This window comes from Bradyrhizobium sp. Y36 (assembly GCF_002531575.1).
Taxonomy (GTDB): domain Bacteria; phylum Pseudomonadota; class Alphaproteobacteria; order Rhizobiales; family Xanthobacteraceae; genus Bradyrhizobium.
Window position 1 is genome coordinate 1 of the sequence record NZ_NWTI01000035.1, and the last position, 25,310, is coordinate 25,310.

At 65.4% G+C, this 25,310-nt stretch carries 27 protein-coding genes; 16 read left to right on the forward strand and 11 right to left on the reverse strand.

Annotation, left to right across the window (positions count from 1 at the left end):
• Positions 1-192 precede the first annotated feature (192 nt).
• The 3 genes from CO669_RS33855 to cobS all read right to left on the reverse strand — a co-directional run bounded on the left by CO669_RS33855 (position 193) and on the right by cobS (position 4,360).
• A complete protein-coding gene (locus tag CO669_RS33855) occupies positions 193-1,287 on the reverse strand; it encodes an esterase-like activity of phytase family protein (RefSeq protein ID WP_097666404.1) in 1,095 nt (364 codons plus the stop codon).
• Positions 1,284-3,188 (reverse strand): cobaltochelatase subunit CobT, encoded by a 1,905-nt coding sequence (gene cobT, locus CO669_RS33860; RefSeq protein ID WP_097666402.1) that lies wholly within the window; start codon positions 3,186-3,188, stop codon positions 1,284-1,286. Before cobT ends, CO669_RS33855 begins: the two co-directional genes overlap by 4 nt.
• Before the next feature lie 188 nt (positions 3,189-3,376).
• Complete coding sequence (cobS, locus tag CO669_RS33865) at positions 3,377-4,360, reverse strand: cobaltochelatase subunit CobS (protein WP_502694546.1); 984 nt, start codon at positions 4,358-4,360, stop codon at positions 3,377-3,379.
• 308 nt (positions 4,361-4,668) lie between these two features.
• Between cobS and CO669_RS33870 the strand changes: the two genes are divergently transcribed.
• Complete coding sequence (locus tag CO669_RS33870) at positions 4,669-5,325, forward strand: DedA family protein (RefSeq protein ID WP_097666398.1); 657 nt, start codon at positions 4,669-4,671, stop codon at positions 5,323-5,325.
• A gap of 193 nt (positions 5,326-5,518) precedes the next feature.
• Here CO669_RS33870 and CO669_RS33875 read toward each other — a convergent pair whose 3' ends face one another.
• Positions 5,519-6,736: a citrate/2-methylcitrate synthase gene (locus CO669_RS33875; RefSeq protein WP_097666396.1), complete on the reverse strand. Its 1,218-nt coding sequence runs from the start codon at positions 6,734-6,736 to the stop codon at positions 5,519-5,521.
• An 83-nt stretch (positions 6,737-6,819) separates the two neighbouring features.
• Here CO669_RS33875 and CO669_RS33880 point away from each other — a divergent pair, with 83 nt between their 5' ends.
• Positions 6,820-7,914 carry a citrate synthase/methylcitrate synthase gene (locus CO669_RS33880; protein WP_097666394.1) on the forward strand — a complete coding sequence of 365 codons (1,095 nt, stop codon included), beginning with the start codon at positions 6,820-6,822 and terminating at the stop codon, positions 7,912-7,914.
• A 157-nt stretch (positions 7,915-8,071) separates the two neighbouring features.
• Here the strand turns inward: CO669_RS33880 and CO669_RS33885 are convergent, their stop codons facing one another.
• Positions 8,072-8,704, reverse strand: a complete 633-nt coding sequence (locus CO669_RS33885) for a J domain-containing protein (RefSeq protein ID WP_097666392.1) — start codon at positions 8,702-8,704, stop codon at positions 8,072-8,074.
• 106 nt (positions 8,705-8,810) lie between these two features.
• Between CO669_RS33885 and CO669_RS33890 the strand changes: the two genes are divergently transcribed.
• Positions 8,811-9,080: a BolA family protein gene (locus tag CO669_RS33890; RefSeq protein WP_097666390.1), complete on the forward strand. Its 270-nt coding sequence runs from the start codon at positions 8,811-8,813 to the stop codon at positions 9,078-9,080.
• A gap of 175 nt (positions 9,081-9,255) precedes the next feature.
• On the opposite strand, the gene CO669_RS33895 is transcribed toward CO669_RS33890, so the two are convergent.
• From CO669_RS33895 to CO669_RS33905, 3 genes are read right to left on the reverse strand one after another with little or no spacing between them, the layout of a single operon-like run.
• Entirely contained in the window at positions 9,256-10,560 is a 1,305-nt protein-coding gene (locus CO669_RS33895) for an HlyC/CorC family transporter (RefSeq protein ID WP_097666388.1), read from the reverse strand.
• 29 nt (positions 10,561-10,589) lie between these two features.
• The gene (aroB, locus tag CO669_RS33900) at positions 10,590-11,738 is read right to left on the reverse strand and encodes a 3-dehydroquinate synthase (protein ID WP_097666386.1); all 1,149 of its coding nucleotides are present in this window, start codon (positions 11,736-11,738) and stop codon (positions 10,590-10,592) included.
• A complete protein-coding gene (locus tag CO669_RS33905) occupies positions 11,735-12,358 on the reverse strand; it encodes a shikimate kinase (protein WP_198964377.1) in 624 nt (207 codons plus the stop codon). The genes aroB and CO669_RS33905 overlap by 4 nt, the downstream gene beginning before the upstream one ends.
• A 181-nt stretch (positions 12,359-12,539) precedes the next feature.
• On the opposite strand from CO669_RS33905, the gene CO669_RS33910 reads away from it, so the two are divergent.
• From CO669_RS33910 to CO669_RS33970, 13 genes are all read left to right on the forward strand, one after another.
• Positions 12,540-12,686, forward strand: a complete 147-nt coding sequence (locus tag CO669_RS33910) for a hypothetical protein (protein ID WP_014439243.1) — start codon at positions 12,540-12,542, stop codon at positions 12,684-12,686.
• 17 nt (positions 12,687-12,703) lie between these two features.
• On the forward strand, positions 12,704-13,663 hold the full coding sequence (xerD, locus tag CO669_RS33915; protein ID WP_097666382.1) for a site-specific tyrosine recombinase XerD: 960 nt from the start codon (positions 12,704-12,706) through the stop codon (positions 13,661-13,663).
• A 210-nt stretch (positions 13,664-13,873) separates the two neighbouring features.
• Complete coding sequence (locus CO669_RS33920; RefSeq protein WP_097666380.1) at positions 13,874-14,836, forward strand: acetyl-CoA carboxylase carboxyltransferase subunit alpha; 963 nt, start codon at positions 13,874-13,876, stop codon at positions 14,834-14,836.
• Positions 14,837-15,354: 518 nt separating this feature from the next.
• Entirely contained in the window at positions 15,355-16,875 is a 1,521-nt protein-coding gene (locus CO669_RS33925; RefSeq protein WP_245444617.1) for a L,D-transpeptidase family protein, read from the forward strand.
• A 207-nt stretch (positions 16,876-17,082) separates the two neighbouring features.
• Positions 17,083-17,325 (forward strand): hypothetical protein, encoded by a 243-nt coding sequence (locus CO669_RS33930; RefSeq protein ID WP_097666376.1) that lies wholly within the window; start codon positions 17,083-17,085, stop codon positions 17,323-17,325.
• Positions 17,316-17,660: a hypothetical protein gene (locus tag CO669_RS33935; protein ID WP_097666374.1), complete on the forward strand. Its 345-nt coding sequence runs from the start codon at positions 17,316-17,318 to the stop codon at positions 17,658-17,660. Before CO669_RS33930 ends, CO669_RS33935 begins: the two co-directional genes overlap by 10 nt.
• A gap of 2 nt (positions 17,661-17,662) precedes the next feature.
• Positions 17,663-18,439: a hypothetical protein gene (locus CO669_RS33940; protein WP_097666372.1), complete on the forward strand. Its 777-nt coding sequence runs from the start codon at positions 17,663-17,665 to the stop codon at positions 18,437-18,439.
• Positions 18,409-18,774: a hypothetical protein gene (locus tag CO669_RS33945; protein ID WP_143278776.1), complete on the forward strand. Its 366-nt coding sequence runs from the start codon at positions 18,409-18,411 to the stop codon at positions 18,772-18,774. The genes CO669_RS33940 and CO669_RS33945 overlap by 31 nt, the downstream gene beginning before the upstream one ends.
• A 221-nt stretch (positions 18,775-18,995) precedes the next feature.
• A complete protein-coding gene (locus CO669_RS33950) occupies positions 18,996-19,427 on the forward strand; it encodes a hypothetical protein (RefSeq protein WP_097666879.1) in 432 nt (143 codons plus the stop codon).
• 25 nt (positions 19,428-19,452) lie between these two features.
• The gene (locus CO669_RS33955; RefSeq protein WP_097666366.1) at positions 19,453-20,565 is read left to right on the forward strand and encodes a tetratricopeptide repeat protein; all 1,113 of its coding nucleotides are present in this window, start codon (positions 19,453-19,455) and stop codon (positions 20,563-20,565) included.
• A gap of 12 nt (positions 20,566-20,577) precedes the next feature.
• Positions 20,578-21,312, forward strand: a complete 735-nt coding sequence (locus CO669_RS33960) for a hypothetical protein (RefSeq protein ID WP_097666363.1) — start codon at positions 20,578-20,580, stop codon at positions 21,310-21,312.
• Between the two features lie 2 nt (positions 21,313-21,314).
• Positions 21,315-21,800 carry a hypothetical protein gene (locus tag CO669_RS33965; RefSeq protein WP_097666361.1) on the forward strand — a complete coding sequence of 162 codons (486 nt, stop codon included), beginning with the start codon at positions 21,315-21,317 and terminating at the stop codon, positions 21,798-21,800.
• A gap of 45 nt (positions 21,801-21,845) precedes the next feature.
• A complete protein-coding gene (locus CO669_RS33970; protein ID WP_097666359.1) occupies positions 21,846-22,730 on the forward strand; it encodes a hypothetical protein in 885 nt (294 codons plus the stop codon).
• A 67-nt stretch (positions 22,731-22,797) separates the two neighbouring features.
• Here CO669_RS33970 and CO669_RS33975 read toward each other — a convergent pair whose 3' ends face one another.
• The 3 genes from CO669_RS33975 to CO669_RS33985 are packed head-to-tail and all read right to left on the reverse strand — an operon-like array spanning position 22,798 to position 25,310.
• Positions 22,798-23,493, reverse strand: coding sequence for a branched-chain amino acid ABC transporter ATP-binding protein (locus tag CO669_RS33975; RefSeq protein ID WP_097666357.1), 696 nt, complete (start codon positions 23,491-23,493; stop codon positions 22,798-22,800).
• On the reverse strand, positions 23,486-24,217 hold the full coding sequence (locus CO669_RS33980; RefSeq protein ID WP_097666355.1) for an ABC transporter ATP-binding protein: 732 nt from the start codon (positions 24,215-24,217) through the stop codon (positions 23,486-23,488). The genes CO669_RS33975 and CO669_RS33980 overlap by 8 nt, the downstream gene beginning before the upstream one ends.
• Positions 24,207-25,310, reverse strand: coding sequence for a branched-chain amino acid ABC transporter permease (locus CO669_RS33985; RefSeq protein ID WP_097666353.1), 1,104 nt, complete (start codon positions 25,308-25,310; stop codon positions 24,207-24,209). Before CO669_RS33985 ends, CO669_RS33980 begins: the two co-directional genes overlap by 11 nt.

Below are 25,310 nucleotides of genomic sequence, written 5' to 3' on the forward strand. Positions count from 1 at the left end.
CTGTGAATGGGTGTCTGACAACCTCATTCTGGCACACTGATGCCGTAGGGGGCCGTCCACCCCATCACCGCGTGATCTATCGGTCGTGGCTGATAGGAGTATCGAACGACCAATCGTCGCCAAACCACTCCCTGTGGTTATGGGTCCCTGCGTTCGCAGGGACGACAGCAGAGATTGGGGTGACAGCTCGGCCTACTCCGCCAGCGTGAATTGCAGCAGCAGGGTGCGCTGGAGCATCGAGAAATTGTCGTCGGAGATCAGCGTCAGCACGGTCTCGCCTTCGGGCGTGACGTGGGCGTCGATGCCTTCCATGTTGTCGACCTCGTGGCCGAGATCGGCGGCGAACAGCGAGGGACCGTCGACCAGCGCGCCCGGCACGATCGATTTCAGAGGGATCGATCGGATCCGGATGTTGACGCCGGTGAACCAGGAGAATTTGCGTTCGAGGATCAGGAGCTCGCCGGAGGGCAAGAGCACGGCGTCGCTGATGTCGTATTTCTCGGTGCGGCGCACGCTGAACTGGCCGGGCGACGGGCCGCCGATCAGGAAGGCTGTGAGGTTGCCGTCATGGTCGAGCCCGCGCTCGGAGAAGGCGATCAGCGTGCCGGCCAGCGGCATGGTCTGGTCTTTGCCTTTGTACTTTTCTTGGGGCACGACGACCAGCGCCTCCAGCCCCTTGTTCGACGGCAGCTTGCGCACGCCCGCCGGCACCGGCACCACCTCGCCGCGCGCGCGCGTGCCGCCCTTGGAGAAATCATAGCGCAGGATCTGGTTGACGCGCTCGAGCCCGACATAGACGACATTGCCGTCGCGCGCGATCGATTCCGAATCCCACCACAGCCGCTTTTCCGTGATCGGCCGCCCCTCGGCCCCCAGCAGCGGCGCAGCCTCGACGTCGTCGAGGCCGACCATCCTGCCGCCGGCATAGCGGATGGTCCCGGTGAACCAGCCGCCCTGGTCGGAGACCGCAAGGAAGCGCTCGCCCTTGGCATCGAGCCGGATGCCGGACAGGCCGCCAAAGCCGCGATAGCGCGAGGTCAGCACCAGGCCGCTGCGGTATTCCAGCGAGCCGAAGCGTGTGCGCGTGCGGTCGCGCGGCTCGAAATTGGGAATGGGGCGCGCGTTGACCTCGACGCTGACGGGGTCGGTGACGGCGTTCTCGACCTGAAGCGGCCGCGCCGGCGGCTCGGCCGGAGCTTGCGCCAGCGCGCCGCGAGAGAGGGCGAGAGTGGAGAATCCCGCCGCCGCGTGCCTGAGAAAGCTGCGGCGGGATGGTTGCGTGCTCACGAATGCAATTTGCGTCGCGGGCGACCGGCCGGCTGGGTGGGTGCGGTGTTGGTCTCGCTGAAGAGTTCGGCGAGCTTCTCGGTGATCGCACCGCCGAGTTCTTCCGCATCCACGATCGTCACCGCGCGGCGATAGTAGCGCGTCACGTCATGGCCGATGCCGATCGCGATCAGCTCGACCGGCGAACGGGTCTCGATCTCCTCGATGATGTGGCGCAGATGCCGCTCGAGGTAATTGCCGGGATTGACCGACAGCGTGGAATCGTCGACCGGCGCGCCGTCCGAGATCATCATCAGGATCTTGCGCTGCTCGGGCCGGCCGAGCAGGCGCTTGTGCGCCCAGTCGAGCGCCTCGCCGTCGATGTTCTCCTTCAGCAGGCCCTCGCGCATCATCAGGCCGAGATTCTTCCGCGCACGGCGCCAGGGGGCGTCGGCGGACTTGTAGATGATGTGGCGGAGATCGTTGAGGCGGCCGGGATTGGCCGGCTTGCCGGCGGCAAGCCACGCCTCGCGCGATTGCCCGCCCTTCCAGGCGCGCGTCGTGAAGCCCAGGATCTCGACCTTGACGCCGCAACGCTCCAGCGTGCGGGCGAGAATGTCGGCGCAGGTCGCGGCGACCGTGATCGGCCGTCCGCGCATCGAGCCGGAATTGTCGAGCAGCAGCGTCACCACGGTGTCGCGGAACGTCGCCTCCTTCTCGTGCATGAAGGACAGCGGGTGATAGGGATCGGTGACGACGCGCGACAGGCGCGCGGGGTCGAGGATGCCCTCTTCGAGATCGAACTCCCAGGCGCGGTTCTGCTGCGCCATCAGCTTGCGCTGCAGCCGGTTGGCGAGACGGGCGACGATGCCCTGCAGATGCGCCAGTTGCTTGTCGAGATAGGCGCGCAGCCGCTCCAGCTCGTCATGGTCGCAGAGGTCTTCGGCCGCGATGACCTCGTCGAACTTGGGCGCGAAGGCGTGGTATTCCGGCCCGCGCGGCTCGTTCTTGCCGTGCTGGTTCGGACGTGTCGCCTCGCCCGGCGTCTCGTCGTCGCCGAGCTCGCCGTCGTCGAACGTGTCGGAGGTCGAGGCCTGCGCGCTTTCCATCGCGCTCTCGCTCATCTCCTCGCTGGACGCCTGCGCCTGGTCGGCGCTCATTTCCTGCGCGGCATCGGAATCGGGCGAACCCTCGGCGCCGGACTGATCGTTGTCGCCGTCCTGGTTCTCGTCGTTGTCGTCATCGTCCTCGCTGTCGGCGTTGCGCTCGTCGCCGAGCTCGAGCGCGGTCAGGAGGTCATGCACGGCATCGCCGAACTTGGTCTGGTCCTCGACGAAGGTATCGAGCCGGTCGAGCCGCTTGCCGATCTTGTCCTCGAGGATGGGGCGCCAGAGATCGACCATCTTCTTGGCGGCCGTCGGCGGCGCCATGCCGGTCAGGCGCTCGCGCACCAGCATCGCCAGCGCGTCCGCGAGCGGCGCATCGGCGCGGTCGGTGATCTCGTCGAACTTGCCGCGATGGAAATGGTCGTCGAGCATCGCGGTGAGGTTTTTCGCAACGCCCGCCATGCGGCGCGCGCCGATCGCCTCGACCCGGGCCTGCTCCACCGCCTCGAACACGCCGCGGGCCTGCGGATTGCCCGGCATCAGCTTGCGATGCAGCTTGGCATCGTGACAGGCGATCTTGAGCGCGATGGAGTCGGCGTGACCGCGCACGATCGCGGCATCGCGCTTGGTCATTTTTCGCGCGGGTTCGGGCAAGCGGGCTTTGCCCGGCGCCAACCCGGGGCGTTCCGCCGCGAAGCTGACGTCGAGCTCCGGCGACTTGGCGATCGCCTTCAGGCAGGAGGCGACCGAGCGCTTGAACGGCTCGGTCGGCGCTTCCTTGGTGTTACGGAATTTGGAGTTTGAGGTGGTGCTCATCTCGATCTCACCGTCGTCCCAAGCTCAGCTTGAACTGTCGTCCCTGCGAACGCAGGGACCCATAACCACAGGGCGTCATTTGGCGAAGGGTGGCAACTGCCAGCTCGCGCCATAACCCCGGCCTGGGGCTATGGGTCCCGGATCGGCGCTCACTGCGTTCGCTGGTCCGGGACGACATCGTGGTTGGATCAGCTGAGCGCCACGTTGACCGCCGATTCCGGCAGCTCGGCGTTGAAGCAGCGCTGATAGAATTCGGCGACCAGCGGACGCTCGAGCTCGTCGCACTTGTTGAGGAAGGTGACGCGGAAGGCGAAACCGATATCGCTGAAGATGTCGGCGTTCTCGGCCCAGGTGATCACCGTGCGCGGGCTCATCACCGTCGACAGATCGCCGTTGGCGAAGGCGTTACGGGTGAGGTCGGCAAGGCGCACCATCTTGTTGACGATGTCGCGGCCCTCGCTGGTGCGATAGTGCTTGGCCTTCGCCAGCACGATCTCAACTTCCTCGTCATGGCTGAGATAGTTCAGCGTGGTGACGATCGACCAGCGGTCCATCTGGCCCTGGTTGATCTGCTGGGTGCCGTGATAGAGGCCCGATGTGTCGCCAAGGCCGACCGTGTTGGCGGTGGCAAACAGGCGGAACGCCGGGTGCGGCTTGATCACCTTGTTCTGGTCGAGCAGCGTCAGGCGGCCCGAGACTTCGAGCACGCGCTGGATCACGAACATCACGTCCGGGCGGCCCGCGTCGTATTCGTCGAACACCAGCGCGACGTTGTTCTGCAGCGCCCAGGGCAGGATTCCGTCACGGAATTCGGTGACCTGCTTGCCGTCGCGGACCACGATCGAGTCCTTGCCGACGAGGTCGATACGGCTGATGTGGCTGTCGAGGTTGACGCGCACGCAGGGCCAGTTCAGGCGGGCCGCGACCTGCTCGATATGGGTGGATTTGCCGGTGCCGTGATAGCCGGTCACCATCACGCGGCGGTTGCGGGCGAAGCCGGCGAGAATGGCAAGCGTGGTGGCGCGGTCGAAGCGGTAGTCGGAATCGACTTCGGGCACGTGAGGATCGACTGCGGAATAGGCGGGCACTTCGAGATCGCTGTCGATCCCGAACACCTGGCGCACCGACACCTTCATGTCGGGCAGACCGGAAACTTCCTCAACTTTGGACATGGCGGCGGTCGTCATCAATCCTCCGAGGTCCCGGGCGGTCCCGAAACCGGTTATTCGCACGTTGGCTGCGGCTGGGTGCTGAAACTAAACCTATCAGAGACAAGTGGCCGGCAGAAGCCCGCCCGCCAATCAAAGTTCCGTTGTCTTTTCATTTAGATAGGCCAGGAACGCAGTTTTTGGAGGGCTGCCTTGCGAATCACGCCCAAATTCGGGCGGGCCTTGCCCGGCCCCGTCCCGATGGCACTTTGGCCGCTTCACGTTACTTATGTAGGGTCCAAAGCCCAGAGCTCCAGCCCATCAGAGACGACGTGACGTCCTTTCTCGATCCACTCATCGCCTTCGTGTCCGCCCATCCGTGGCTGGCCTATCTGACCCTCTTCCTGGCGGCCCTGCTCGAGGCCGTCCCGGTGGTGGGATCGGTGATCCCCGGCTCGACCATCATCCTGGCGCTGAGCGCCCTGGTTCCGGGCGGCGAGCTGGCGCTGCCATGGGTGCTGCTCGCGGCAGCCAGCGGCGCCGTGCTGGGCGACGGCTCGGCCTACTGGATCGGGCACCGGCGCCAGCGCGAGATCCTCAACACCTGGCCGCTGACCAACTATCCCCGCGTGGTCGCCGAGAGCGAGAGCTTCTTCCACCGCTTCGGCACCTGGGCCGTGTTCTTCGCCCGCTTCGTGCCCCCGATCCGCGCCTTCGTGCCGGTGACATCAGGCGCGCTCGGGATGGCGCCGGCAAAATTCTACGCGGTGAACATCCCGGCGATCCTGGTCTGGGCGCCCGCCCATGTGCTGCCGGGCGTGCTGGCGGTGTCGGCCCTGCACGAATATGCCGGGCTCCATCACCATGGGCATGTCGGCAAGCACATCTGGATGCTGACGGTGGTGGCCGTGGCGATCGTCGGCGGCTTGGCGGTGTGGATCTATCGGAGGCGCAACGGCGGCGTCGCGGAAGCGAAGCCGCGGGGTTAGGCGGCACCACATAACAGGTGTCGTCCCTGCCTAGTGCGCAATTGCGCACGGGCGCAGGGACCCATTACCACAGGGAGGTGTTTGGCGAAAATTCGTCGTTCGGTACGCCTATCGATCGCGACTGATGGATCACGCGGCATGGGTCCCTGCGTGCGCAGGGACGACAGCGGAGAAGGACGATGCGACGGAGCTTCTAACCAGCTCCCACCCTCCTCCCCGGCGCCGGCCCGACATACCTCGCGCGTGGCCTGATCAGCTTGCCGAACTGCAATTGCTCGCTGGCATGCGCGATCCAGCCGACGCTGCGGGCCATCGCGAACAGGGCGAGCTCGCTGCCGGCCGGTAGCCGCAGCGCATGCACCAGCACCGCCAGCGCATAGTCGATGTTGACGAACTCGCCGGTGGCTTCCGCGATCCGCTCCGGCACCTCGCGGGTGAATTTGCGCGGTGCGCCAGCGCGCGACAGCGCGTTGAGCAGCGATTGCGCGCGGGGATCGCCGCGCTTGTAGACGCCATGGCCGAACCCGGCAAAGCGTTCGCCGAGCGCGACGCGCTCGCGCACGACTGGGGCGACGTCGCGATCGATCAGCGTCTTGACGAGCTGCGAGGCCAGCACGCTGGCGCCGCCATGCTTCGGCCCCTTCAACGAGGCGAGACCGGCGATGACGGCATCGTAGAGGTTCAGGCCGGTCGATGCTGCGCAGCGCGCGGTGAAGGTCGAGGCGTTCAGCTCGTGATCGGCGAGCAGCACCAGCGCGCGGCGGATCAGATCGGGCGCGTGCTTGTTGTCCGCCGCCCAGGCCTTCGCGATCTGCTGATGCAGCGGCTCGGATGACGGCTCTGAATTGAGCATGGTCGCGACGAGAAGACGGACGATACGCCCGCCGACCATCGCGCGGCCATCCGGCGCGCGGGTGAAGGCCCGGGGATCGACGCTCGCGGCCAGTGCGAGCACGGCGATGGCGCGGTCGATCGGCGCGGCCCGGCGCGCGGCTTGCCCGATGATGCGCATCTCCTCGGAGAGCGCGGGCTGATTGTCGGGTGCGAACGGATCGACGTCGGAGACATCCCAAAGCAGCGTCGCGGTGTGCTCCAGCGTGTCGCTCTCGGACAGATCGACGCAATTGACGCCGCGATAGATCGCGCCCTCCTCGGTGATTGTCGAGATCTCGGTGTCCATGACCGGCAGATCGGCGTCGAAGCTGCGCAAGCCGCGCGGCTCCGGCGACGGGACGCGGCGCTCCTTGAGCGCCCTGACATCCTCGGCACGGTAGCGGTTCTTGCGCGAATCCGGCGTCGGCTCGGAGCGGATCAGGCCGCGGCTGACATAGGCGTAGAGCGTGGCCGGCGAGATCGCGAGCTCGGCGGCGGCCTCCCTGGCCGAGAGGTAGAGACCTTCAGAATTATTCATATTGATTTATGTAATCAAGATTGATCAATCTGTCGAGAGGCCCGACCTTTCCGCCCGTGCAGTGCAAAAAGGGAGATTGGGCCATGAATATCCACCTCACCAAAAGCCAGATCGGACTGGACGGCGTTCCCGCGGCCGAAACCGTGCTGAGCCACGTCGACGGCGAGCGCGGCGAATTGATCATCGCCGGCGAGCACGTCGGACGCCTCGCCGCCAAGTCGAGCTTCGAGGGCGTCACCGCCCGGCTCTGGAACGGCGCCAGCAAGACCGCCCTCACCGAAGCCAATGTGCGGGCGAGCCTCGGCATTGCGCGCGAGCGCGCCTTCGCCCGCCTGCCGGACCTGCTGCCGGCAACGCGCGGCATGGGCGTCATCGACGGGTTTCGCGCGGCGGTCGCAGGGCTTCGCGCCGAGCACGGGCTCGAGCACGAGGCGACCATCGTCGGCGCGTTTCCGGTGATCGCGGGTGCGCTGGTCCGGCGCGCCAAGGGGTTAGAGCCGGTCGCCCCCGATCCCAATGTCAGCCACGCGACCGATACGTTGCGCATGCTGCACGGGCGGGCGCCTGAAACCCGCGAAATCACCGCGCTCGATGCCTATCTCGTCACCGCCAGCGACCACGGCATGAACGCCTCGACCTTCACCGCGCGCGTGGTGGCCTCGACGCAGGCTGATCTGTTCGCAGCCGTCACCGCAGGCTATTGCGCGCTGACCGGCCCGCTGCACGGCGGCGCGCCGGAGCCGGTGCTGGAAATGCTGGACGCGATCGGCACGCGCGAGCGCATCCAGCCCTGGGTGGATGCGGCGCTGGCGCGCGGCGAGCGGATGATGGGATTCGGTCACCGCGTCTACCGCGTGCGCGACCCGCGCGCCGACGTGCTCAAGACCGCGGTCGAGGCGCTCGCCTCCAACGGCACCGACCTGCCCTTCGCCGGCGAGGTCGAGGCCTATATCCGCAGCGCGCTGCGCAAGAAGAATCCGGAGCGGCCGCTGGAGACCAATGTCGAGTTCTTCACCGCAATCCTGCTCGATGCGCTGGCGATTCCGCGGCAGGCGTTCACGCCGATCTTCGCGGTCGCGCGCGCCGCGGGCTGGACCGCGCATGCGCGCGAGCAGCAGCGGACCGGGCGGCTGATCCGGCCGAGCTCGTCCTATGTGGGGGCGATGCCGGAGGGGTGATACCGCTCAGCATTGAGCGATCGCAGGGTGGGCAAAGGCGCACTTGCGCCGTGCCCACGATCTCTCTCGATTGCAAAAAAATGCGTGGGCACGCTTCGCTTTGCCCACCCTACGATACTGTCGTCGCGGCGAAAGCCGGGACGACAGCGCAAAGGCCTCAGGCCTCCCGCACCACCGTCTTCAGATAATTATACGCCTTGATGATCTCGATCAGGCGGTCCTCGGTGGAACGGTCGCCGCCATTGGCATCGGGATGGTGCTGCTTCACCAGCGCCTTGTACTTGCTCTTGACGTCGGCGAGCGTGGCGCTGGGACCAAGGCCCATGACCTGAAGCGCCTTGCGCTCGGCGTTCATCACCTTGCGCGCCTCGGCTTTGGGCGCGGCTTCGGGGCCCTTGCGCCAGCTGGCGCGGCCGTTGATCTCGGAGAACATGCTGAAGGGATCGGACGCCATGTCGATCTCGGCTTCCGCACCCTTCTTCCCGCCATTGGCGCCCATCTTCCAGGTCGGGCGGTGGCCGGTCAGCGCATCCTTCTGGTAGCGCGCGACGGCGTCGGCGTTCATGCCCGAGAAGAAATTGTAGTTCTGGTTGTACTCGCGCACGTGGTCCAGGCAGAAGTGCCAGTACTCGCGCTGGTTATCGCGGCCCTTCGGCGCGCGGTGCGCGCCCTTGTTCTGGCATCCGGCCCACTCGCAGCCGACCGCGGTGTCGCGCGGCTTCACTTCCGGCTGCTTGCCCCGCGGCTTCACGCGGATGGAGTCGAAGAACTTTGATGAATCGATTGGCATGGCTGACTTTGACTACGCAATGCAAAAACCTTCAAGTCTTGACATTGCAATTCGCCGCAAACCCGGCAATTAACGGGGCGTGATCTCTGCACCCGAATGGCACAACATGGCTATGCGCGACACTATCAGCAACAAGTTGCAGGAAGCTTTCACGCCGGAAAGCCTGCAAGTCGTCGACGAGTCACATTTGCATGAGGGCCATGCCGGCCATCGGCCGGGCGGGGAGACGCACTACCGCGTCCATATTGTGTCTGACGCCTTCAAAGGGAAGAGCCGGGTCGAGCGCCATCGCCTGATAAATGCGGCGCTGGCTGCGGAACTCGCCGGCAGCGTGCACGCACTGGCAATCCAGGCGAAGGCGCCGGGGGAAGCGTGATCCCGCTTACCCTCCCCTGGAGGGGGAGGGTCGCTACGCATGAAGCGTAGCGCAATGCGTAGCAGGGTGGGTGACGGTGCCTCTCCATGCAACAGTGTGCGTGTGGAGAGATCACCCCACCCCGATCGCGCTACGCGCGATCGACCCTCCCCCTCCAGGGGAGGGTAAGAAAAAACTAAAACGACGTCCCCGCCCGTCGCGGCTTGGCCTCTTCCAGCTCCGCCTCGCGCGGCACCGGTGAAATACGGAGCGCGGTGATGCGGTTGCGTTCGCGGCGGAGAACGCGGAAGCGGAAGCCGTGGAACGTAAAACTCTGGCCGCGGTCGGGGATCGAGCGCGCCTCGTGGATGACGAGGCCGGCGACCGTCGTTGCCTCTTCATCGGGCAGATGCCAGTCCATGGCGCGGTTGAGATCGCGGATCGGCACCGAGCCGTCGACCACCACCGAGCCGTCCGGCTGGGCCCGCACGCCGGCGACCACGACGTCGTGCTCGTCGGAGATGTCGCCGACGATTTCCTCCAGAATGTCTTCCAGCGTCACGAGACCCTCGACTTCGCCGTACTCGTCGACGACCAGGGCGAAATGGGTTTTGCGCCGGCGGAAGGCCTTGAGCTGCTCGGAGACGGGCCGCATCTCCGGCACGAACCAGGGTGGCAGGGCGATGGTGGAGACGTCGATGCGCGAGGTATCGCCGTCGGAGGCGCGGATCGCGCGGAGGAGATCCTTGGCGTGGAGCACGCCGATGATGTTCTCCGGCTTCTCGCGCCAGAGCGGGATGCGGGTGTATTCGGTCGCCAGCACCTCGCGCACCAGCTCTTCCGGCGGCAGGTCGGCGTTGATCATCATCATCTCGGTGCGATGGATCATGACGTCCGAGACCTGGAGCTCGCGCAGGTCCAGCAGGCCGCCGAGCATGTCGCGGTCCTGCTTCTCGAACTTGCCCTCGTGATGCAAAAGGTCGACCGCGCCACGCAGGCGCTCGGTCGGCGACAGGATCGCCTGGTGCTCGCCGGCGAGGCCGAACAGGCGCATCAGCAGGCGAACGATGACTTCGACGATGCGCAGCAGCGGCCCCAGCACGTACATCGTCAGCCGCATCGGCCGCGCGACCGCGAGCGCCATCCGGTCGGGCGCGTTGATCGCGATGGTCTTGGGCAGGACTTCCGCGAAGATCACGACCAGCGCCGTCATCACGCCGGTGGCGTAGAGCACGCCGACATCGCCGAACCAGGAGGTGAAGATGCCGGTCGCCAGCGCCGAGGCGCCGATATTGGCGATGTTGTTGCCGAGCAGCAGCGCACCGATCAGGCGCTCGCGCATGTCGAGCAGCTGCGAGACGACGTCGGCGTCGCGATTACCCTGCTTGGAGAGGCGGAGCATGCTGGCGCGCGAGGCGCCGGTCAGCGCAGTCTCGCTCGCGGCGAAGAAGCCCGAGACGAGCAGGCAGAGAATGACGATGGTGAATCCGAGCCAGTCCATGCACCACTCAACAGAAGTTCAATCGCGCATCAAGCCTTTTGCGCGAGCTTCGCTTTCAGGAAATCGCGCACCGGCGCCGGCTCCACGTCCTTTGCGATCACGGCGCGCCCGACGGCTTCCAGCAGGATGAAGGTGAGCTTGCCGCGCTTGACCTTCTTGTCCTGCGCCATCAGGGCCATCAGCGCGTCCGCATCGGCGAGCCCTTCCTGCGCGAACCCTGCGATGTCCTGCAGCCGTGTCGGCAGCCCCGCCTCGATCAGATGCCGCTCGACGCGTGTTGCATCGGCTTCGCCGATCATGCCGAGCTTCGCCGAAAACTGCGCCGCCAGCGTCATGCCAATGGCAACGCCTTCGCCGTGGAACAGGCGGTCGGAGAAGCCGGTCGCGGCTTCCAGCGCGTGACCGAAGGTGTGGCCGAGATTGAGCAGCGCGCGCTCGCCGGTCTCGCGCTCGTCACGCGAGACCACGCCCGCCTTGGCGCGGCAGGAGGTCGCGATCGCGTGCTCGCGCGCCGAGCCGCCCGTGAAGATGTCGGAATGGTTCTTCTCCAGCCAGGAGAAGAAGGCTTCGTCCCCGAGCACGCCGTATTTGGCGACTTCGGCATAGCCGGCGCGGAACTGGCGCGGCGACAGCGTGTCGAGCACGGCGGTGTCGGCGATGACGAGCACCGGCTGGTGGAACGCCCCCAGCAGGTTCTTGCCCTGCGGCGAGTTGATGCCGGTCTTGCCGCCGACGGAGGAATCGACCTGCGCCAGCAGCGAGGTCGGCACCTGCACGAAATCGACGCCGCGACGCAGGATCGCCGCGGCAAAGCCGGCGAGATCGCCGACCACGCCGCCGCCGAGCGCGATGACGAGATCGTTGCGCTCGATTCGAGCGGCGATCAGGGCCTCGCTGACCTTTTCCAGGCCCGCATAGGTCTTGGAGATCTCGCCTTCCTCGACCACGACGCGCGAGGTCGGAACGCCGGCGGCTGCGAGCGAAGCCTCCGCCGGCTCGAGCCAGTGTTTTGCGACGGTGCGATCGGTCACGATCGCGGTGCGCACGCCGGGGCGCAGGCGTGCGATCCGTTCGCCGATCGAGGCCAGCACGCCGCGACCGATGACGATGTCATAGGCGCGATCGCCGAGCGCGACGTCGACGGTGACGGGATCGGAATGTTTCAACGGGGCAGTCATCTTAACGCACTCGCGACGTCGGCAGGGGGCTGGGCGGCATGCCCGCCGCAAAGATGGGCGCGCAACGCCGCGATGCACTCCTCGACGATTCTGTCGTGCGGAACGTCGCGCGATGCGATGGTGAGATCGGCCATGCCATAGATCGGCTCGCGCTCGGTGAGCAGGCGCGTCACCGTCCCTTCGGGATCGGCGGTCTGCAGCAGCGGGCGGTCGGCGCGGCGGCGCACGCGGCGCATGATAACGTCATGGTCCGCCCGCAGCCAGATCGAGATCGCCTTGGCCGCGATGCGCGCGCGCGTCTCCTCGCGCATGAAGGCACCGCCGCCGGTCGCCAGCACCAGCGGTCCGCCGTCGAGCAGCCGCGCGATCACCCGCGCCTCGCCGTCACGGAAATACAGCTCGCCATGGCGCTCGAAGATCTCCGGGATGGTCATCTGGGCCGACGTCTCGATCTCGGTGTCGGCATCGACGAAGGGCAGCTTGAGCCTGAGAGCCATGCGACGGCCGATGGTGGACTTGCCCACCCCCATCATACCGACGAGCACGATCGAGCGCGCCCCGAGCGCCGACAGGATGTCGGCTTCGGGCGAAGCTGGTATCGGCAACGCGGCGTCGGACATGTCTCGCTCGACTGGATCTCGCTCGATCTGCCGCCAAAGGCGGCAGCTTTGGCCACCTATACGACCCCGAGGGGGCCCTCGCCAGAGGACTCTTGCCACGAAACGGCGAACATGTTGGATGATTTCATTGGTTAATTTGCCCGCCCAGCCCTGACCTGGACCTGCTCCCGAGATCCTGCCGATGCCAAGCCTGTTCCGCTTCCTGACGGTCGTCGCCGTGATCGCCGGCATCGTCTATGGCGTGGTCTTCGCACTGGCCAATTTCGTCAGTCCCAAGTCGCGGGAAATGACGGTGACGATTCCGCCGGATAAGTTTCTCAAGAAATAGGAGCTAGCCTCCAGGGCATGCGCAACCCGCCCTCAGACGCCAAGCTCACCGGCCTGTTCCTCGACATGCTCGCGGCGGAACAGGGTGCCGGGCCCAACACGCTCGACGCCTATCGCCGCGACCTCACCGATTTCTCGGAGTTTCTGGGCCGCGTCGGCCACAGCTTTGCGAACGCCGAGACGCAGACGCTGCGCGACTATCTCGCCGACCTCGACACCCGCGGCTTCAAATCCACCAGCGTGGCGCGGCGGCTGTCGGCGATGCGGCATCTCTACCGCTTCCTGCTCAACGAGCGCATTCGCGGCGACGATCCCGCCGCGATCCTGTCCGGCCCCAAGCGCGGCCGCGGCCTGCCGAAAGTGCTGTCGATATCAGATGTCGACCGCATGCTCCGCCGCGCCAAGGAATTGAGCGAGGCGGAGGATGCCTCGCCGGCGAAGCGGCTGCGGTCTTTGAGGCTCTATTGCCTGCTCGAGGTGCTCTACGCCACGGGCCTGCGCGTCTCCGAGCTGGTGGCGCTGCCGCGCACGGCGGCCAAGCGCGATGCGCGCATGATCGTGGTTCGCGGCAAGGGCAACAAGGAACGCCTGGTGCCGCTCAACGAGGCCTCGCGGCAGGCGATGGCGGATTATCTCGCGGCGACGGAGGCTGCAAAGGGCGAGAAGAAGAAAGACAGCCTCGCCGCGTCGAAATGGCTGTTTCCCTCGTTCGGCGAGAGCGGACATCTGACGCGGCAGCACTTTGCCCGCGACTTGAAGGAGCTCGCGGTCGCCTCCGGCCTGCAGGCCCGCCTGGTCTCCCCGCACGTGCTGCGCCACGCCTTTGCCAGCCACCTCCTGCACAATGGTGCCGACTTGCGCATCGTGCAGACCCTGCTCGGCCACACCGACATCTCAACGACCCAGATCTATACCCATGTGGTCGAGGAGCGGCTGAAGAGCCTCGTGCGCGACCTGCACCCGCTGGCGGAGAAGTGACGCTGCCGCAGCCCGGATGGAGCGCAGCGCTACGGGCAACGGTCGAAACCGCCTTGACTTCGGCCACATCTCCGCAGAAAGAGCCGGGGCCTCATTCGTGATTTGGCGCGCTCCCGCGGGCGCACAGGTCAAGCCCTTGAAGACGTTACACTTCTTTCCGCGGCCCCGACCTCGCTTCGCTCTCGAGCCCCGCCCCCCTATATTGAGTTGATGCAAGACCAGATGCGCAGCTATCTCGACTTCGAAAAGCCCGTCGCCGAGCTCGACTCCAAGGTCGACGAGCTCAGGACGTTAGCGGCCTCCGGCACCGACATCTCCGAGGAGATCGGGAAGATCGAGGACAAGGCGGCGCAGGCGCTGGCCGATCTCTATCAAAACCTGACGCCCTGGCAGAAGACCCTGGTCGCGCGGCATCCGCAGCGGCCGCATTTCAACGACTTCATCAAGGGCCTGATCACCGAATTCACCCCGCTCGCCGGCGACCGCAAGTTCGGCGAGGACGAGGCGCTGGTTGCCGGCTTCGGCCGTTTCCGCGGCGAGGCGATCTGCGTGATGGGCCAGGAAAAGGGCGATTCCACCGAGAGCCGCATCAAGCACAATTTCGGCATGGCGCGGCCCGAAGGCTATCGCAAATGCGTGCGGCTGATGGAGATGGCCGAGCGGTTCGGCCTTCCCGTGCTGTCGCTGGCCGATTCCGCCGGCGCCTATCCCGGCATCGGCGCCGAGGAGCGGGGACAAGCCGAGGCGATCGCGCGCTCGACCGACGCCTGCCTGGCGCTGACCGTGCCGAACGTCGCCATCATCACCGGCGAGGGCATGTCGGGGGGCGCCATCGCCATCACCACCGCCAACAAGGTCTTGATGCTGGAGCATGCGATCTACAGCGTGATCTCGCCGGAAGCGGCCTCCTCCATCCTCTGGCGCGACGGCACCAAGGCGCAGGAAGCCGCCAACAACATGAAGATCACCGCCCAGGACATGCTCCGCTTCGGGGTGATCGACAGCATCCTGAAGGAGCCGGTTGGCGGTGCCCACCGCGACCCCGCCGCCATGATCGCAACCACCGGCGAGGCCATCGCCAAGGCCTTCGACGAGCTGCGTGGCCTCGACAGGGATGCCATCCGCAAGCAGCGTCGGCAGAAATTCCTCGATATCGGCCGGAAACTGGGCTGATTCGCCTGGATTCGGTGCCGTAGGGTGGGCAAAGCGCAGCGTGCCCACGATTTTGCGATCGTACAAACGGCGCGTGGGCACGGCGCAAGTGCGCCTTTGCCCACCCTACGGCACCTCCCCCGGAGCCCTCCGGTAACCCCGCGTTAACCCTTTTTTTGCCCAAATCAGCGATCTGAGTCCTGGTCGGGCCGAAAGGCCCAAGTTCCGTCCCAAGTAAGGCCCAAAAGTACGATCCAAGTCGCGTCGATTCAGTCTTCGTTGACCATGCCGATGGGCCAACGGGCTCGTGATCCCCGCTCGGGTTGCGACCACATGACCCAGAGGTTAGAATTTTAATCAATGGCTTCAGGGCATAAGCGCTGGGGCGTGAGCTGAAAAAGCCCGTCGTGACGGGCCCGGTTCTCCGGTCGGATCATGCGCCAAACGATTTGGGGTTCGCGCTTTCTGCCCGGCACGGTGTGGGGTCCATCTTGATTTCTCGTTCGCTTGCTCGCGCGCTTTTGGCTTCGGTTGCGCTGATGACGGCTGGCGTTCTGCTGTCCGGCTGCGACACCGACCAGGTCTCGCTCGCGACCAACGCCAAGGCCAACCAGCCGGTGCCGCCGAAGCTGCTCGCCGCGATGGTCGAGAAGGACATGGATCTGCAATCGCCGATCCTGGTGCGCCTGTTCAAGCAGGAGGCCGAGCTCGAGGTCTGGAAGCAGACCCGCTCGGGCCAGTTCGCGCTGCTCAAGACCTATCCGATCTGCCGCTGGTCCGGCGACCTCGGTCCGAAGGTGCGCGAAGGCGACCGCCAGGCGCCGGAGGGATTCTACTCGATCAATCCGAGCCAGATGAATCCGCAATCGGCGTACTACCTGTCCTTCAACACGGGTTACCCGAACGCGTTCGACAAGGCGCTGGGGCGCACCGGCTCGCAGCTGATGGTGCACGGCGATTGCTCCTCGCGCGGCTGCTACGCGATGACGGACGAGCAGATCGCCGAGATCTATTCGCTCGGCCGCGAATCCTTCTTCGGCGGCCAGAAGGCGTTCCAGCTGCAGGCCTATCCGTTCAAGATGACGCCGGTGAACATGGCCAAGCACCGGAACAATCCGAACATGCCGTTCTGGAAGATGATCAAGGAAGGCTATGATCATTTCGAGGTGACGCGGCAGGAGCCGAAGGTCGATTTCTGCGAGAAGAAATACGTCTTCGACGCGACCCGCCCGCCCGATGCGAAGCGCGATCCGGTGTTCGACGCCTCGGCAAAGTGCCCGGCCTATGTGATTCCCGAAGACGTCGTCGCCGCCGTGCGGGGCAAGCAAGCCAGGGACGAGGCGGAGTACGCGAGGCTGGTTGCCAAGGGCACGCCGGTGGCGCGCATGAACACCGGCATCGACGGCGGCATGAACAAGGTGTTCGCCGCCAAGATTCCGGAAGGCTCGACCGGCCTGTCCGAGGGCGCCGAAGGCACCACGCTGCAGATGCTGGCGATGGCGAAGGCGCCGGGCACGATCCCCGGCCACGTCAATCCGCCCAAGCCCAATCTCGATTCCGTGGCGTCCGCGCCGGCGCCGCAGGAAGAGCCGGTCGTCGCCGTGACTGCGCCCGCGACCAGCACCCGCGTCGCCACCGCTCAGCCTGCCGAAAAGCCCCAAGAAAAATCCGGTGGCTTCTTCTCCAACCTCGGCCGCAAGATGGGCATGGGCTCATCCGAGACGACCGCGACCACGCCGCCGCCGCCGCAAGCCACCGCCTCCGTCGCTCCGACCGCGACGACCACGACGCCGCCGACCGCTGCATCGAGGCTGAAGGCCGCCGTGACCCGGTTCGTGCCGGGGCATGACAAGAAGGAAGCGGCGAAGGATACGCCGAAGCCGGCTGTTGCCGCCGCCAAGCCCACCGAGCCGGCAAAGCCCGACACCCGCCTCGCCCAGACGCGGCCCACACTGAAGCCGTCGGTGTCCGACGGCGCAGGTGAAGCGACACAGATCATGGGCGCCGCGCCGGTGGTGTCGTCGAACTCGTTCGACAGCCGCTTTGGGGCGGTGAAGTAAGGGGCGGCCGCCGCATCTGCGGCCCTCACCTTCCCTTGCGACAAAGCCGCCCATGCGCAGCAAGGTCATTCTCCCACGTCAGCCGATTGCAGCGCGAATTCGCGCTGCCTGACCCGTTTGGGTCATGAAGGAGGAATGGCGGGGCGTTTACGATTCCGACCGGCTGAGCCACAGACTCAACAACCGGGGGGATCCATGAAGGCCGCAATGCTGACCATTCTTCTGCTGCTGTCCACTCAGGCGTTGGCCGCGGAGCAGACGGCGAGCTATCCGCGCTCGAACGTCCAGGTGGCCCAGGCCTCGCCGGCCTGTCAGCAAATCCGGCAGGCCTACAACCAGTGCAAGTCCAGCTGGCAGAACATCGGCGGCGGAAGCTCCGGCCAGGCCGGCGCCTTCAAGGATTGCATGGACGCCTATTACAAGGCCGGAGTGGCGGCGGGGTGCTGGTGACGAGAACCGCGCTTCTCGCCATCACCGCCATCCTCATTGGCAATGCGCCGGCGAGCGCGGCTTCCTGCGGCGATCAAGTCATGAGGCAGGTCATCGCGTGCATGGCAGGGGATCTGGATAAGGCGGTCTCCTGCCGCGCCGCCGCCGAAGCCAAGCCATGTCAGCCAGACGCGACAGGCTCGGAGCAGTCTCCGGATCAGGCGCAGGGGCTCAATTGCGGTCCAGGCGAATACCGCTGGATTCCCGGCTACGGCGAGGCGGCCCGCTGTGCTCCCTATGCGAAAGGCAGCGGGACAGTTCAGCGCTCTCGCGAGAGCGGCATTTCAGGTCGATAGGCATGCGTTTCATCGCGCGCTGTAACGTCTCCGCCCCGATCAGGCTTCTGTTCGTGCTGCTCGGCTTCTGCATTCTGGGGACCCAGGCGGTGCGGGCCCAAAGCTGCGGGGACGACATTACCCGCACAACGGGACTATGCGTCCAGAAGCGCGGCCTCGATGCGGCACTCGACTGTCGTCAGGCCGCCGTCCGCGATTGCGCCTGCAACACGGCGACCAACCGCTGCTCCGGAGCCAACGGGTCCTGCAACGCGCAACTCGAAGCCGAGGCGAAGATCAATGTCGACTGGATTCTCACCGATCGTGGCGCGCGATCGACTTTCGAGTCACATAAGCAGCTCGGTGAATCTCCCTTCGATGCGGCGGTGAGCGCACAAGCTCATAATCCGCCGGTACAGAAACTGCTGCGCCAATGCCGGGGCTGGGTGGAGGCGTATCTCGGGCGGGGCGGACCCTGCACACTGTCCGATACCCCGCCCGACGCCACGACCTGCCGCTGCATCACCGTCCTGCCGACGGGACAGTTCGATCAAACAGGAGCACCAAGCTACAAGGTCAGCTCCTCCTGCACCGGGGCCTACAACATATCGGTGCAATTCATCGACGCATCCGCGAGCGGCGCGCCGCCGTCCACGGGGCAGCCTCAACTGGTCTGCCCGTCCAAATCGTTCGTCGTGCGGGCGCCGCAGACGTTCCTCATTCCATCGATCAGCGGCGTGAGGCTGCAATCGGCGAACGGTGGCCACACATGCGTCTGTCGGGACAAGCTGTGCAGTTAGCGTCGAATGAAGCGATCGAAGTCCGGCCCCGGCGTAAATGGGGCTGGGTATTCGTTGTGATGCTCTTTTTCGAGCTCGCGACGTTCGGCACGCTCCTGTCGAGCCGAAAGGCGGAGATCAATCAGCTGCAGCTCTTGCTCACCAAGGACACGGTCTACCAGACCTACGTGAAGATTCAGGGGATGGAGAAAGAGATCAATCAGCTCTATCTCTGGGCGGCCGTTCTGCTGCCGGTAACACTGTTGTGCGCGGGATTCGGACTACGGCGGCACGCAACGCTGGCGGAGCCGGCTTCGAGAACGGAGGGTGACGATAGTTCGACTCGCGGCGCCTAGACACGAGAGGACGGTCCGATGCTTCGCAGCGCACTCGTCGCATTCGCATCCTTCGTCAGCAGCTCTCGCAGACGAGCCCTCTTGCGCGCGTCGAGCACCGTCCATTTGCCGTCCCGGGCAAGCTTGACGACCCCTGCATGCTCCGCCGAAAGTTGCGCGTGCAAACCGCGTTGTCGGGACGTAGTCAGTATCCTTCTCCTGCCTGCTAGAGAGCCAAAGGCATGCTGCAACGAACTTTCATTCGTACGGTGATTTTTCTGTCGACGGTCGCAATTCCGAACCAGCACGCGCTGGCGGGATCGCGCGACGATTTCAGGGGCACCGCCATCGTCGAGCTGATGCAGAAATACGGCCACCCTGATCAGATCGTCCCTTTCGGCCGCAAGCACCAGGACCGGGCCTACCACTGGCGAATGAAGACGACGGCCTCCTTCGAGGGAGCCGACCAGGACGAGCGGCGGGAGGATTTCTTCTGCGATGTGACCGCCATCGTCGGACAGAACGGGCGGGTCAAGAGCTTCGAAGCCAGGCCCGCGGATGTCGGGGCCGGCGCGCTAGCATCCGTCGAAGCGTTCGGGCCGCTGTGCCGGAAAGCCTTCGGCTCGCGACCGAGCCGCGCTCGCGGCGAAAAGCTGGCCAAGATGCGGCTTTGAGCGACCGAGTTGAACAGGGCGGTCCATGGCATCATTCTATGCAGAGAGCCACCTTCGACATATCGCCGGGCTGGAACAGCGTCACGGATCGATCAGCGACGAGGTCGTCACCGCCCTGCGCACGCTGATCAAGTTGATCTTGCGCAGTGAAAATCCCGTCGAAGCCATCCCCTTTCTCGACCGCTGCATCTCGATCCAGGAGAGCCTGCACGGGCCGCAATCCATCATGGGCGACCTCGATGACTGGATCGGTCGGGCAGGTCACGTCGACTTCAAACTGGTCGAGCCGTTTCAACTGCGGCGGCTGGCGATCAAGTCGAAGCTCTTCGGCGAAGACAGTCCGGAAGCCGCCGGGGAATGCGAAGCCATCGCCCGCCGATGGGCCTCCCACGGAGATTATTCCCGCGCCAGGGTTTATCTGGAGCGCAGCATCTCGATCCTCGAGAAGCTCCACGGCGCGGCCAGCGTCGAAGTCGCTACCGCGGTCGATGCGCTCACCGAGATCGGCGCACGCCTGACGAAATGGGCGGAGGCCGAAACCAGTCTGCAGCGCAGCCTGCATCTGAAAGAGACCATCTTCGGGAAGAGAAGCGAGGAAGCAGGCCGGACGCTGCTCATCGCCGCCATCGTCCACGCCAATTCCAGCAAGCTGGAGCGACACCGGGTGAGGTTCGAACGTCTGCGCAAGGCCGCGACCGCCTTCGCGGCCGGTCTCGACATCATCGAGGAACGATTTGGACCCGACAGCCTGGAGGTTCAGAAGGCCCTCGAAGCCATGATATTGGCCTATCTCGACTGTGGAGAGTTCTGGAACGCCGAGCCCTTGCTGAAGCGGCTGCTCGAGATCTGCGAGCGGACGTATGGAGACGACGCTGCGGCCCTGCTCTGGATCCTGGCGGAGCTCGCCGCGGGCTATGCGCACGAACGGGTGGACGAGGCCGAGCCGGTCCTGGAGCGGGGCTTCGCGGTGCTGCGGACCTTCCTCGATGCCGGCAGGCCGATCTTCTATCGCAGCATCGCGAACATGGCCGGCAACCGGAACGTGCTCTACGGCGGCCGTCAGAAAGGCGTGCTCGAAACGCTGGTCCAGGCGTCGGAGACGCTGCGCGACAATTTGCGAAAGCGATGGGGAGCGTAGGTCGGACCTCGGATGACGGATTACAGCACCCAGAAGCTGCAATGCTATTGCTGCGGCAAGGCCTCCGAGCACTCCGTGCTCATGAGCTCGAACTCGCGCGGCTCACCCGACCTCGACCAGAGGCCGCCGAAGATGTATCGCTGGACCATCGGGAGCTGGCTGCAGGAGTGCCCCTATTGCGGCTACGTCGCCCCTGATATCGACAAGGGCGACGCGAAGGCGCGGAAGTTTTTCGAGAGCGACGAATTCCGCGTCGCCTCGCTCGACCCTTCGCCCGATCCGGTCACGCGCCGCTTCCTGGTGCGTGCTGCGCAGCACGCTTATCAGGGCGAGCGAAGGTTGGCGTTCTTGAGCACGTTGTCGGCGGCCTGGGTCGCCGACGACGCCAACCAGCCGACTGAGGCGGCCTCCCTTCGCCTCCGCGCCGCGCGTCATCTCGAGGGGCCCCGGATCACCTCGATCGACACCCGCCTGCTCCTCCTCGATGTCCTGCGGCGGGCGTCCAGCTGGGAGGCCGCCGAGGCGCTGGCTGTCGAATTGGCGGCCGAAGAGCTGGGATATCCCTTTGCCGAGATCGTTGCCTTCCATCGTGACAAGATCGCGGCCAGGGATGACGAGCGATATACGATCGGCCAGGCGCTCGAGGGCAAGCCGCCGCCGGCGCTACCAACCACGGCCGAGGACCAGGAACTGATCAAGGCCATCGCACGGCACATCAAGATCGTTCCGAACCCGCGGAGGACGTGACCATGAAGGCCGCCGCCCTTGCTCTGGCTCTCCTCGCTGCTCCTTCTCTCGCCAGCGCGGGAAGCTGGAAGCTCGAATTCGACAATCGCGATCTTCCCTCGCTGAGCTACAGGGATCAGGGCAAGATCACGTTCATGCTGGGCTGCGGACGCGCACTGGGCCTGCATGCAAGATATCCGGGCGAGGCCGGCCGCGCAGGAAAGGCGACGATCGCGATCGGCAACGGCCGCAAGTCGAGGAGGCTCGTCGGTGAATTCGAGGAGATTTCGGCAGACGACGACGCGACCAATTTCGTGCAATGGGACCTTGGATTCTCGCGGCAGGACCCAGAGCTGTTCGGCAAGCGCTGGGAGCGGATGTTGGCACGACTGCTCGACCTGATGGAGCGGGCATCGCCGCTAACCATCTCGAGCGGGAAGGCCAGCTACCAGCTTCCCAGGATCGATGCGGCCGGCTGGCGGGCCGCCATCGAGAAGTGCGGCGGCTAGCACGCGGATTCTGCATCAACAAATTCAAGCGAGGACATTCGGCCGATGCGGACGTTTATTGCAGTGACTTTCGTCGGCGTTTTGGGCGCAAGCGTGTTTGACTCAGGCCCGACACGTGCCGAGAATCTGAACTTGAAGTTCGGACCGACCTGGTCATGCAAGATGATTTCGGCTGAACTGAACGATCTCTATGAAAGCTGTCGTCGGTGCGAGAAGCGCAACCCTCCGGAACACTTCAATCAGCTCTCCCCGACGGGGGGAGAGTGCGTGCCCAAGGGATCGCTAAAAGGCAACAAGTACGAGGACGCTCCCCCAGATCTTGCAAGAGAGCGCGAACTCCAGCAAAAGATTGATGATCTCGTCAAAGAGCGAGAGGCCCTGACACAGAAGCGCATGCAGGAAAAGAAATGGCGCGACTCCGGTGTCAGCGGCTCCAGCCGAGCGCCTGGGGCCGATGCCGGAGCATCGCCGAGTTCGGCCATGCTGGACTTGCTCAAATCCAGGACGCTGACTGTTTCGTCATATCGGATGTGCACGACGGCCGGCCAATGCGCTACGAGCGACAAGCCAGCGACCCTCAAGGCGACAGAGGACGGGAAGTGGCTGCTGAAGGGCCAATGGACGCATGCCGCAGAGAGGCCAATGGAGCCCAATGGAAGTTTTGTGGAAAGAGGCGCGCTCGACGGCGGGGAATGGATCGATACTGGCGAGGTTTCTACCACGTCCGGGGAATTCAAGCTCATCGTCAACCAGCGCGCACGATGGCGGAACCGAGATCTAAGCGGCGGGTGGGATTCGAGATTCGTCACGACGATCGAGGTTGATCCGGCGGGCAATTGTCAGTTCAGGATCGAATACACGGACACCCACCTTCCGGGACGCAAGACCAAGACGGTTCGCAGTGACAATGCTGCTTGCAGCATTCAGTGATCATCGCGCTGATCGCCGCACGCGTGCCCGTATGTCGCTTTGCTCAGACGGGCTACGGCAGCTCAGGCTACGGCGCCAGATAGCGCAGCAGCTCCGGATTGCTCCTCACCTCGCCGGCCTCGCCTTGCAGCGCGACGCGGCCGCGGTCGAGCACATAGGCGTAGTCGGCGACGCGCAGCGCGAGATCGAGGTGCTGCTCGACGATGATGACGGCGATGGTCTTGGCGAGCTCGATCAGGCGCTCGGTGATCTCCTCGATCACGCCGATCCAGACGCCTTCGGTCGGCTCGTCCAGCAGCAGCAGTTTGGGATCGCCGAGCAGCGCGCGGCCGATGGCGAGCATCTTGCGCTCGCCGCCGGAGAGCGTGCCGGCGGGCTGGTCGAGGCGCTGGCCGAGTTTCGGGAAGATCGTCAGCACGTGGTCGACGGCGTCGGCCTTGCTGCTCGCCAGCGAGCCGACCGCGAGATTGTCGCGCACCGACAGGCGCGCGAACACCGAATGCTCCTGCGGCACGTAGCCGATGCCGGCACGGACGCGCTCCTGGGTGGCGCGGCGGCTGATGTCGCGGCCGTCGAAGGCGACCTCGCCGTTCCACGCCGGCAGCTCGCCGACGATGGTCTTCATCAGCGTGGTCTTGCCGGCGCCGTTGCGCCCCAGCACGGCGACGCCGCCGCGCCAGGGGATGCCGAGGGTGACGTCGAACAGGACCTGGCTGCGGCCATAGCCGGCATCGAGATGCTTAATGTCCAAAAATTCAGGCACGGCGCAGATAGATCTCCTGGACGGATGTGTTGGCCTGGATCTCCGACACCGTGCCTGAGGCCAGCACCTTGCCCTGGTCGAGCACGGTGAGACGGTCGCAGATGTCGCGGATGAAATCGAGGTCGTGCTCGACGATGACGAGCGAGCAGTGCTGCTTGATCGGCTGCAGCAATTCGCCGGTGACGCGGCGCTCCTCCAGACTCATGCCGCCGGTCGGCTCGTCGAGCAGCAGCAGCTTCGGCTTGCCGGCGAGCGCCATCGCGATCTCCAGCCATTGCTGCTGGCCGTGCGACAGCGCGGCTGCAGCCTCGAAGGCCCGGTCGGCGAGACGGAATTGCGTCAGCATGGTCATGACCTGATCGTGCAGGAGCCTGCGCGTGCGCGAGAACACGAGGTCGACCAGCGAGGACTGCGCCTGCAGCGCGAGCAGGATATTGTCGTACAGCGTGAGCGACGGCAGCACGGACGTGATCTGGAACTTCAGGCTCATGCCAGCCCGCGCGCGCTCGGTGGGCGTGAAGGCGGTGATGTCGGCGTTGACGAAGGAGACCTTACCCTGCGTCGGCACTTCGGCGCCGGCGATGCACTTCATCAACGTGCTCTTGCCGGAGCCGTTCGGGCCGATCAGGCCGTGGAATTCGTTCTCGCCGACGGTAAGCGCGGCGCCGTCGAGCGCGGTGAGCTTGCCGAAGACCTTCTTGATGCCGGCGGCTTCAAGGAGCATTGCGCTTCTCCTTGACGTTGTCCTTGGGCTTGGCGCGAAAACTGCCGACCCGCTCACGCTCGCCGAGCACGAAGCTGATCAGGCCGAGCGGCCGGAACAGGATCACGAGCAGCAGTAACAGGCCCAGGATGATCGGCCAGATATCGCGATAATTGTCCGAGAGCCAGAAGCTGACGCCTTCGACGATGACCGCGCCGATGACGGCGCCGATCAGCGTGCCGGAGCCGCCGAACAGCACGTAGAGCACGACCTGCGTCGACACCACGACGCCGACCATGTTGGGCCAGACGAACCCTTCGTGGAAGGCATAGAGGCTGCCGGCGAGCCCCGCGATGGCGCCCCCGATGGTGAAGATGATCGCTTTCAGGTGCTGCGCCTTGTAGCCGAAGAAGGCGATGCGCTGCTCGTTCTCGCGCAGGCCCGCGAGCGCAAGACCGAACTGCGAGCGCACCAGGAAGCGGCAGAGCAGGTAGACGACGACAAGAATGCCGAGCACGAGATAATAGAACGCCGGCCCTTCCGTGAACTCGTAAGACCCGAGCGACATCGGCGCGATCGAGGGGATGCCGTTCTGGCCGCCGAGATAATACCAGCCGCGCGCAAGGCGATCGGCTGCGTAGGAGCCGGTAAGCGTGCCGAGCGAGACGAAGATCACGCTGGAGGGATGCCGGCCCAGCAGCAGGAAGCCGCCGAGCAGCAGCGCGAAGGCGAGGCCGATCAGGGTGCCTGCGGGCAGCACCAGGAAGATGTTGGTGATGTCGAGGTCGCGCGCGAGCAGCGCCACGCCATAGCCGGCCGAGCCGAAGAACAGGGCTTGGCCAAAGCTCATGATGCCGGCATAACCCCAGACCAGGTCGAACGACAGCGCGAACAGCGCGAGGATGATCACGCGCGTCGCGAACACCGTGAGGTAGTCCTGCAGCAGCAGCGGCGCGAGCAGCGCCGCGGCCAGCACGAATCCCTCGACGATCGGCAGGCTTTTCCGCGTCGGCGCGGCCTGTCCCGCCGCTCGACGGCCTGCAATTGCAGCATCCCGTTCCCCGCCGATCTCGGCGGGGACTGCCTGCTTCACTGCGCCCATTGCTTTCGGCAT

Excerpts from the sequence above, each read along its gene's own strand:
- CO669_RS33955 (WP_097666366.1), top strand. The coding sequence starts at position 19,453 with ATGGCATCATTCTATGCAGAGAGCCACCTTCGACATATCGCCGGGCTG.
- CO669_RS33960 (WP_097666363.1), top strand. The coding sequence starts at position 20,578 with ATGACGGATTACAGCACCCAGAAGCTGCAATGCTATTGCTGCGGCAAG.
- CO669_RS33895 (WP_097666388.1), bottom strand. The coding sequence starts at position 10,560 with ATGGACTGGCTCGGATTCACCATCGTCATTCTCTGCCTGCTCGTCTCG.
- CO669_RS33965 (WP_097666361.1), top strand. The coding sequence starts at position 21,315 with ATGAAGGCCGCCGCCCTTGCTCTGGCTCTCCTCGCTGCTCCTTCTCTC.
- CO669_RS33940 (WP_097666372.1), top strand. The coding sequence starts at position 17,663 with ATGCGTTTCATCGCGCGCTGTAACGTCTCCGCCCCGATCAGGCTTCTG.
- cobT (WP_097666402.1), bottom strand. The coding sequence starts at position 3,188 with ATGAGCACCACCTCAAACTCCAAATTCCGTAACACCAAGGAAGCGCCG.
- CO669_RS33970 (WP_097666359.1), top strand. The coding sequence starts at position 21,846 with ATGCGGACGTTTATTGCAGTGACTTTCGTCGGCGTTTTGGGCGCAAGC.
- CO669_RS33945 (WP_143278776.1), top strand. The coding sequence starts at position 18,409 with ATGCGTCTGTCGGGACAAGCTGTGCAGTTAGCGTCGAATGAAGCGATC.
- CO669_RS33925 (WP_245444617.1), top strand. The coding sequence starts at position 15,355 with ATGACGGCTGGCGTTCTGCTGTCCGGCTGCGACACCGACCAGGTCTCG.
- CO669_RS33985 (WP_097666353.1), bottom strand. The coding sequence starts at position 25,310 with ATGCCGAAAGCAATGGGCGCAGTGAAGCAGGCAGTCCCCGCCGAGATC.
- aroB (WP_097666386.1), bottom strand. The coding sequence starts at position 11,738 with ATGACTGCCCCGTTGAAACATTCCGATCCCGTCACCGTCGACGTCGCG.
- CO669_RS33920 (WP_097666380.1), top strand. The coding sequence starts at position 13,874 with ATGCAAGACCAGATGCGCAGCTATCTCGACTTCGAAAAGCCCGTCGCC.
- CO669_RS33980 (WP_097666355.1), bottom strand. The coding sequence starts at position 24,217 with ATGCTCCTTGAAGCCGCCGGCATCAAGAAGGTCTTCGGCAAGCTCACC.
- CO669_RS33880 (WP_097666394.1), top strand. The coding sequence starts at position 6,820 with ATGAATATCCACCTCACCAAAAGCCAGATCGGACTGGACGGCGTTCCC.
- CO669_RS33950 (WP_097666879.1), top strand. The coding sequence starts at position 18,996 with ATGCTGCAACGAACTTTCATTCGTACGGTGATTTTTCTGTCGACGGTC.
- CO669_RS33890 (WP_097666390.1), top strand. The coding sequence starts at position 8,811 with ATGGCTATGCGCGACACTATCAGCAACAAGTTGCAGGAAGCTTTCACG.
- xerD (WP_097666382.1), top strand. The coding sequence starts at position 12,704 with ATGCGCAACCCGCCCTCAGACGCCAAGCTCACCGGCCTGTTCCTCGAC.
- CO669_RS33930 (WP_097666376.1), top strand. The coding sequence starts at position 17,083 with ATGCTGACCATTCTTCTGCTGCTGTCCACTCAGGCGTTGGCCGCGGAG.
- CO669_RS33905 (WP_198964377.1), bottom strand. The coding sequence starts at position 12,358 with ATGTCCGACGCCGCGTTGCCGATACCAGCTTCGCCCGAAGCCGACATC.
- cobS (WP_502694546.1), bottom strand. The coding sequence starts at position 4,360 with ATGTCCAAAGTTGAGGAAGTTTCCGGTCTGCCCGACATGAAGGTGTCG.
- CO669_RS33875 (WP_097666396.1), bottom strand. The coding sequence starts at position 6,736 with ATGAATAATTCTGAAGGTCTCTACCTCTCGGCCAGGGAGGCCGCCGCC.
- CO669_RS33885 (WP_097666392.1), bottom strand. The coding sequence starts at position 8,704 with ATGCCAATCGATTCATCAAAGTTCTTCGACTCCATCCGCGTGAAGCCG.
- CO669_RS33910 (WP_014439243.1), top strand. The coding sequence starts at position 12,540 with ATGCCAAGCCTGTTCCGCTTCCTGACGGTCGTCGCCGTGATCGCCGGC.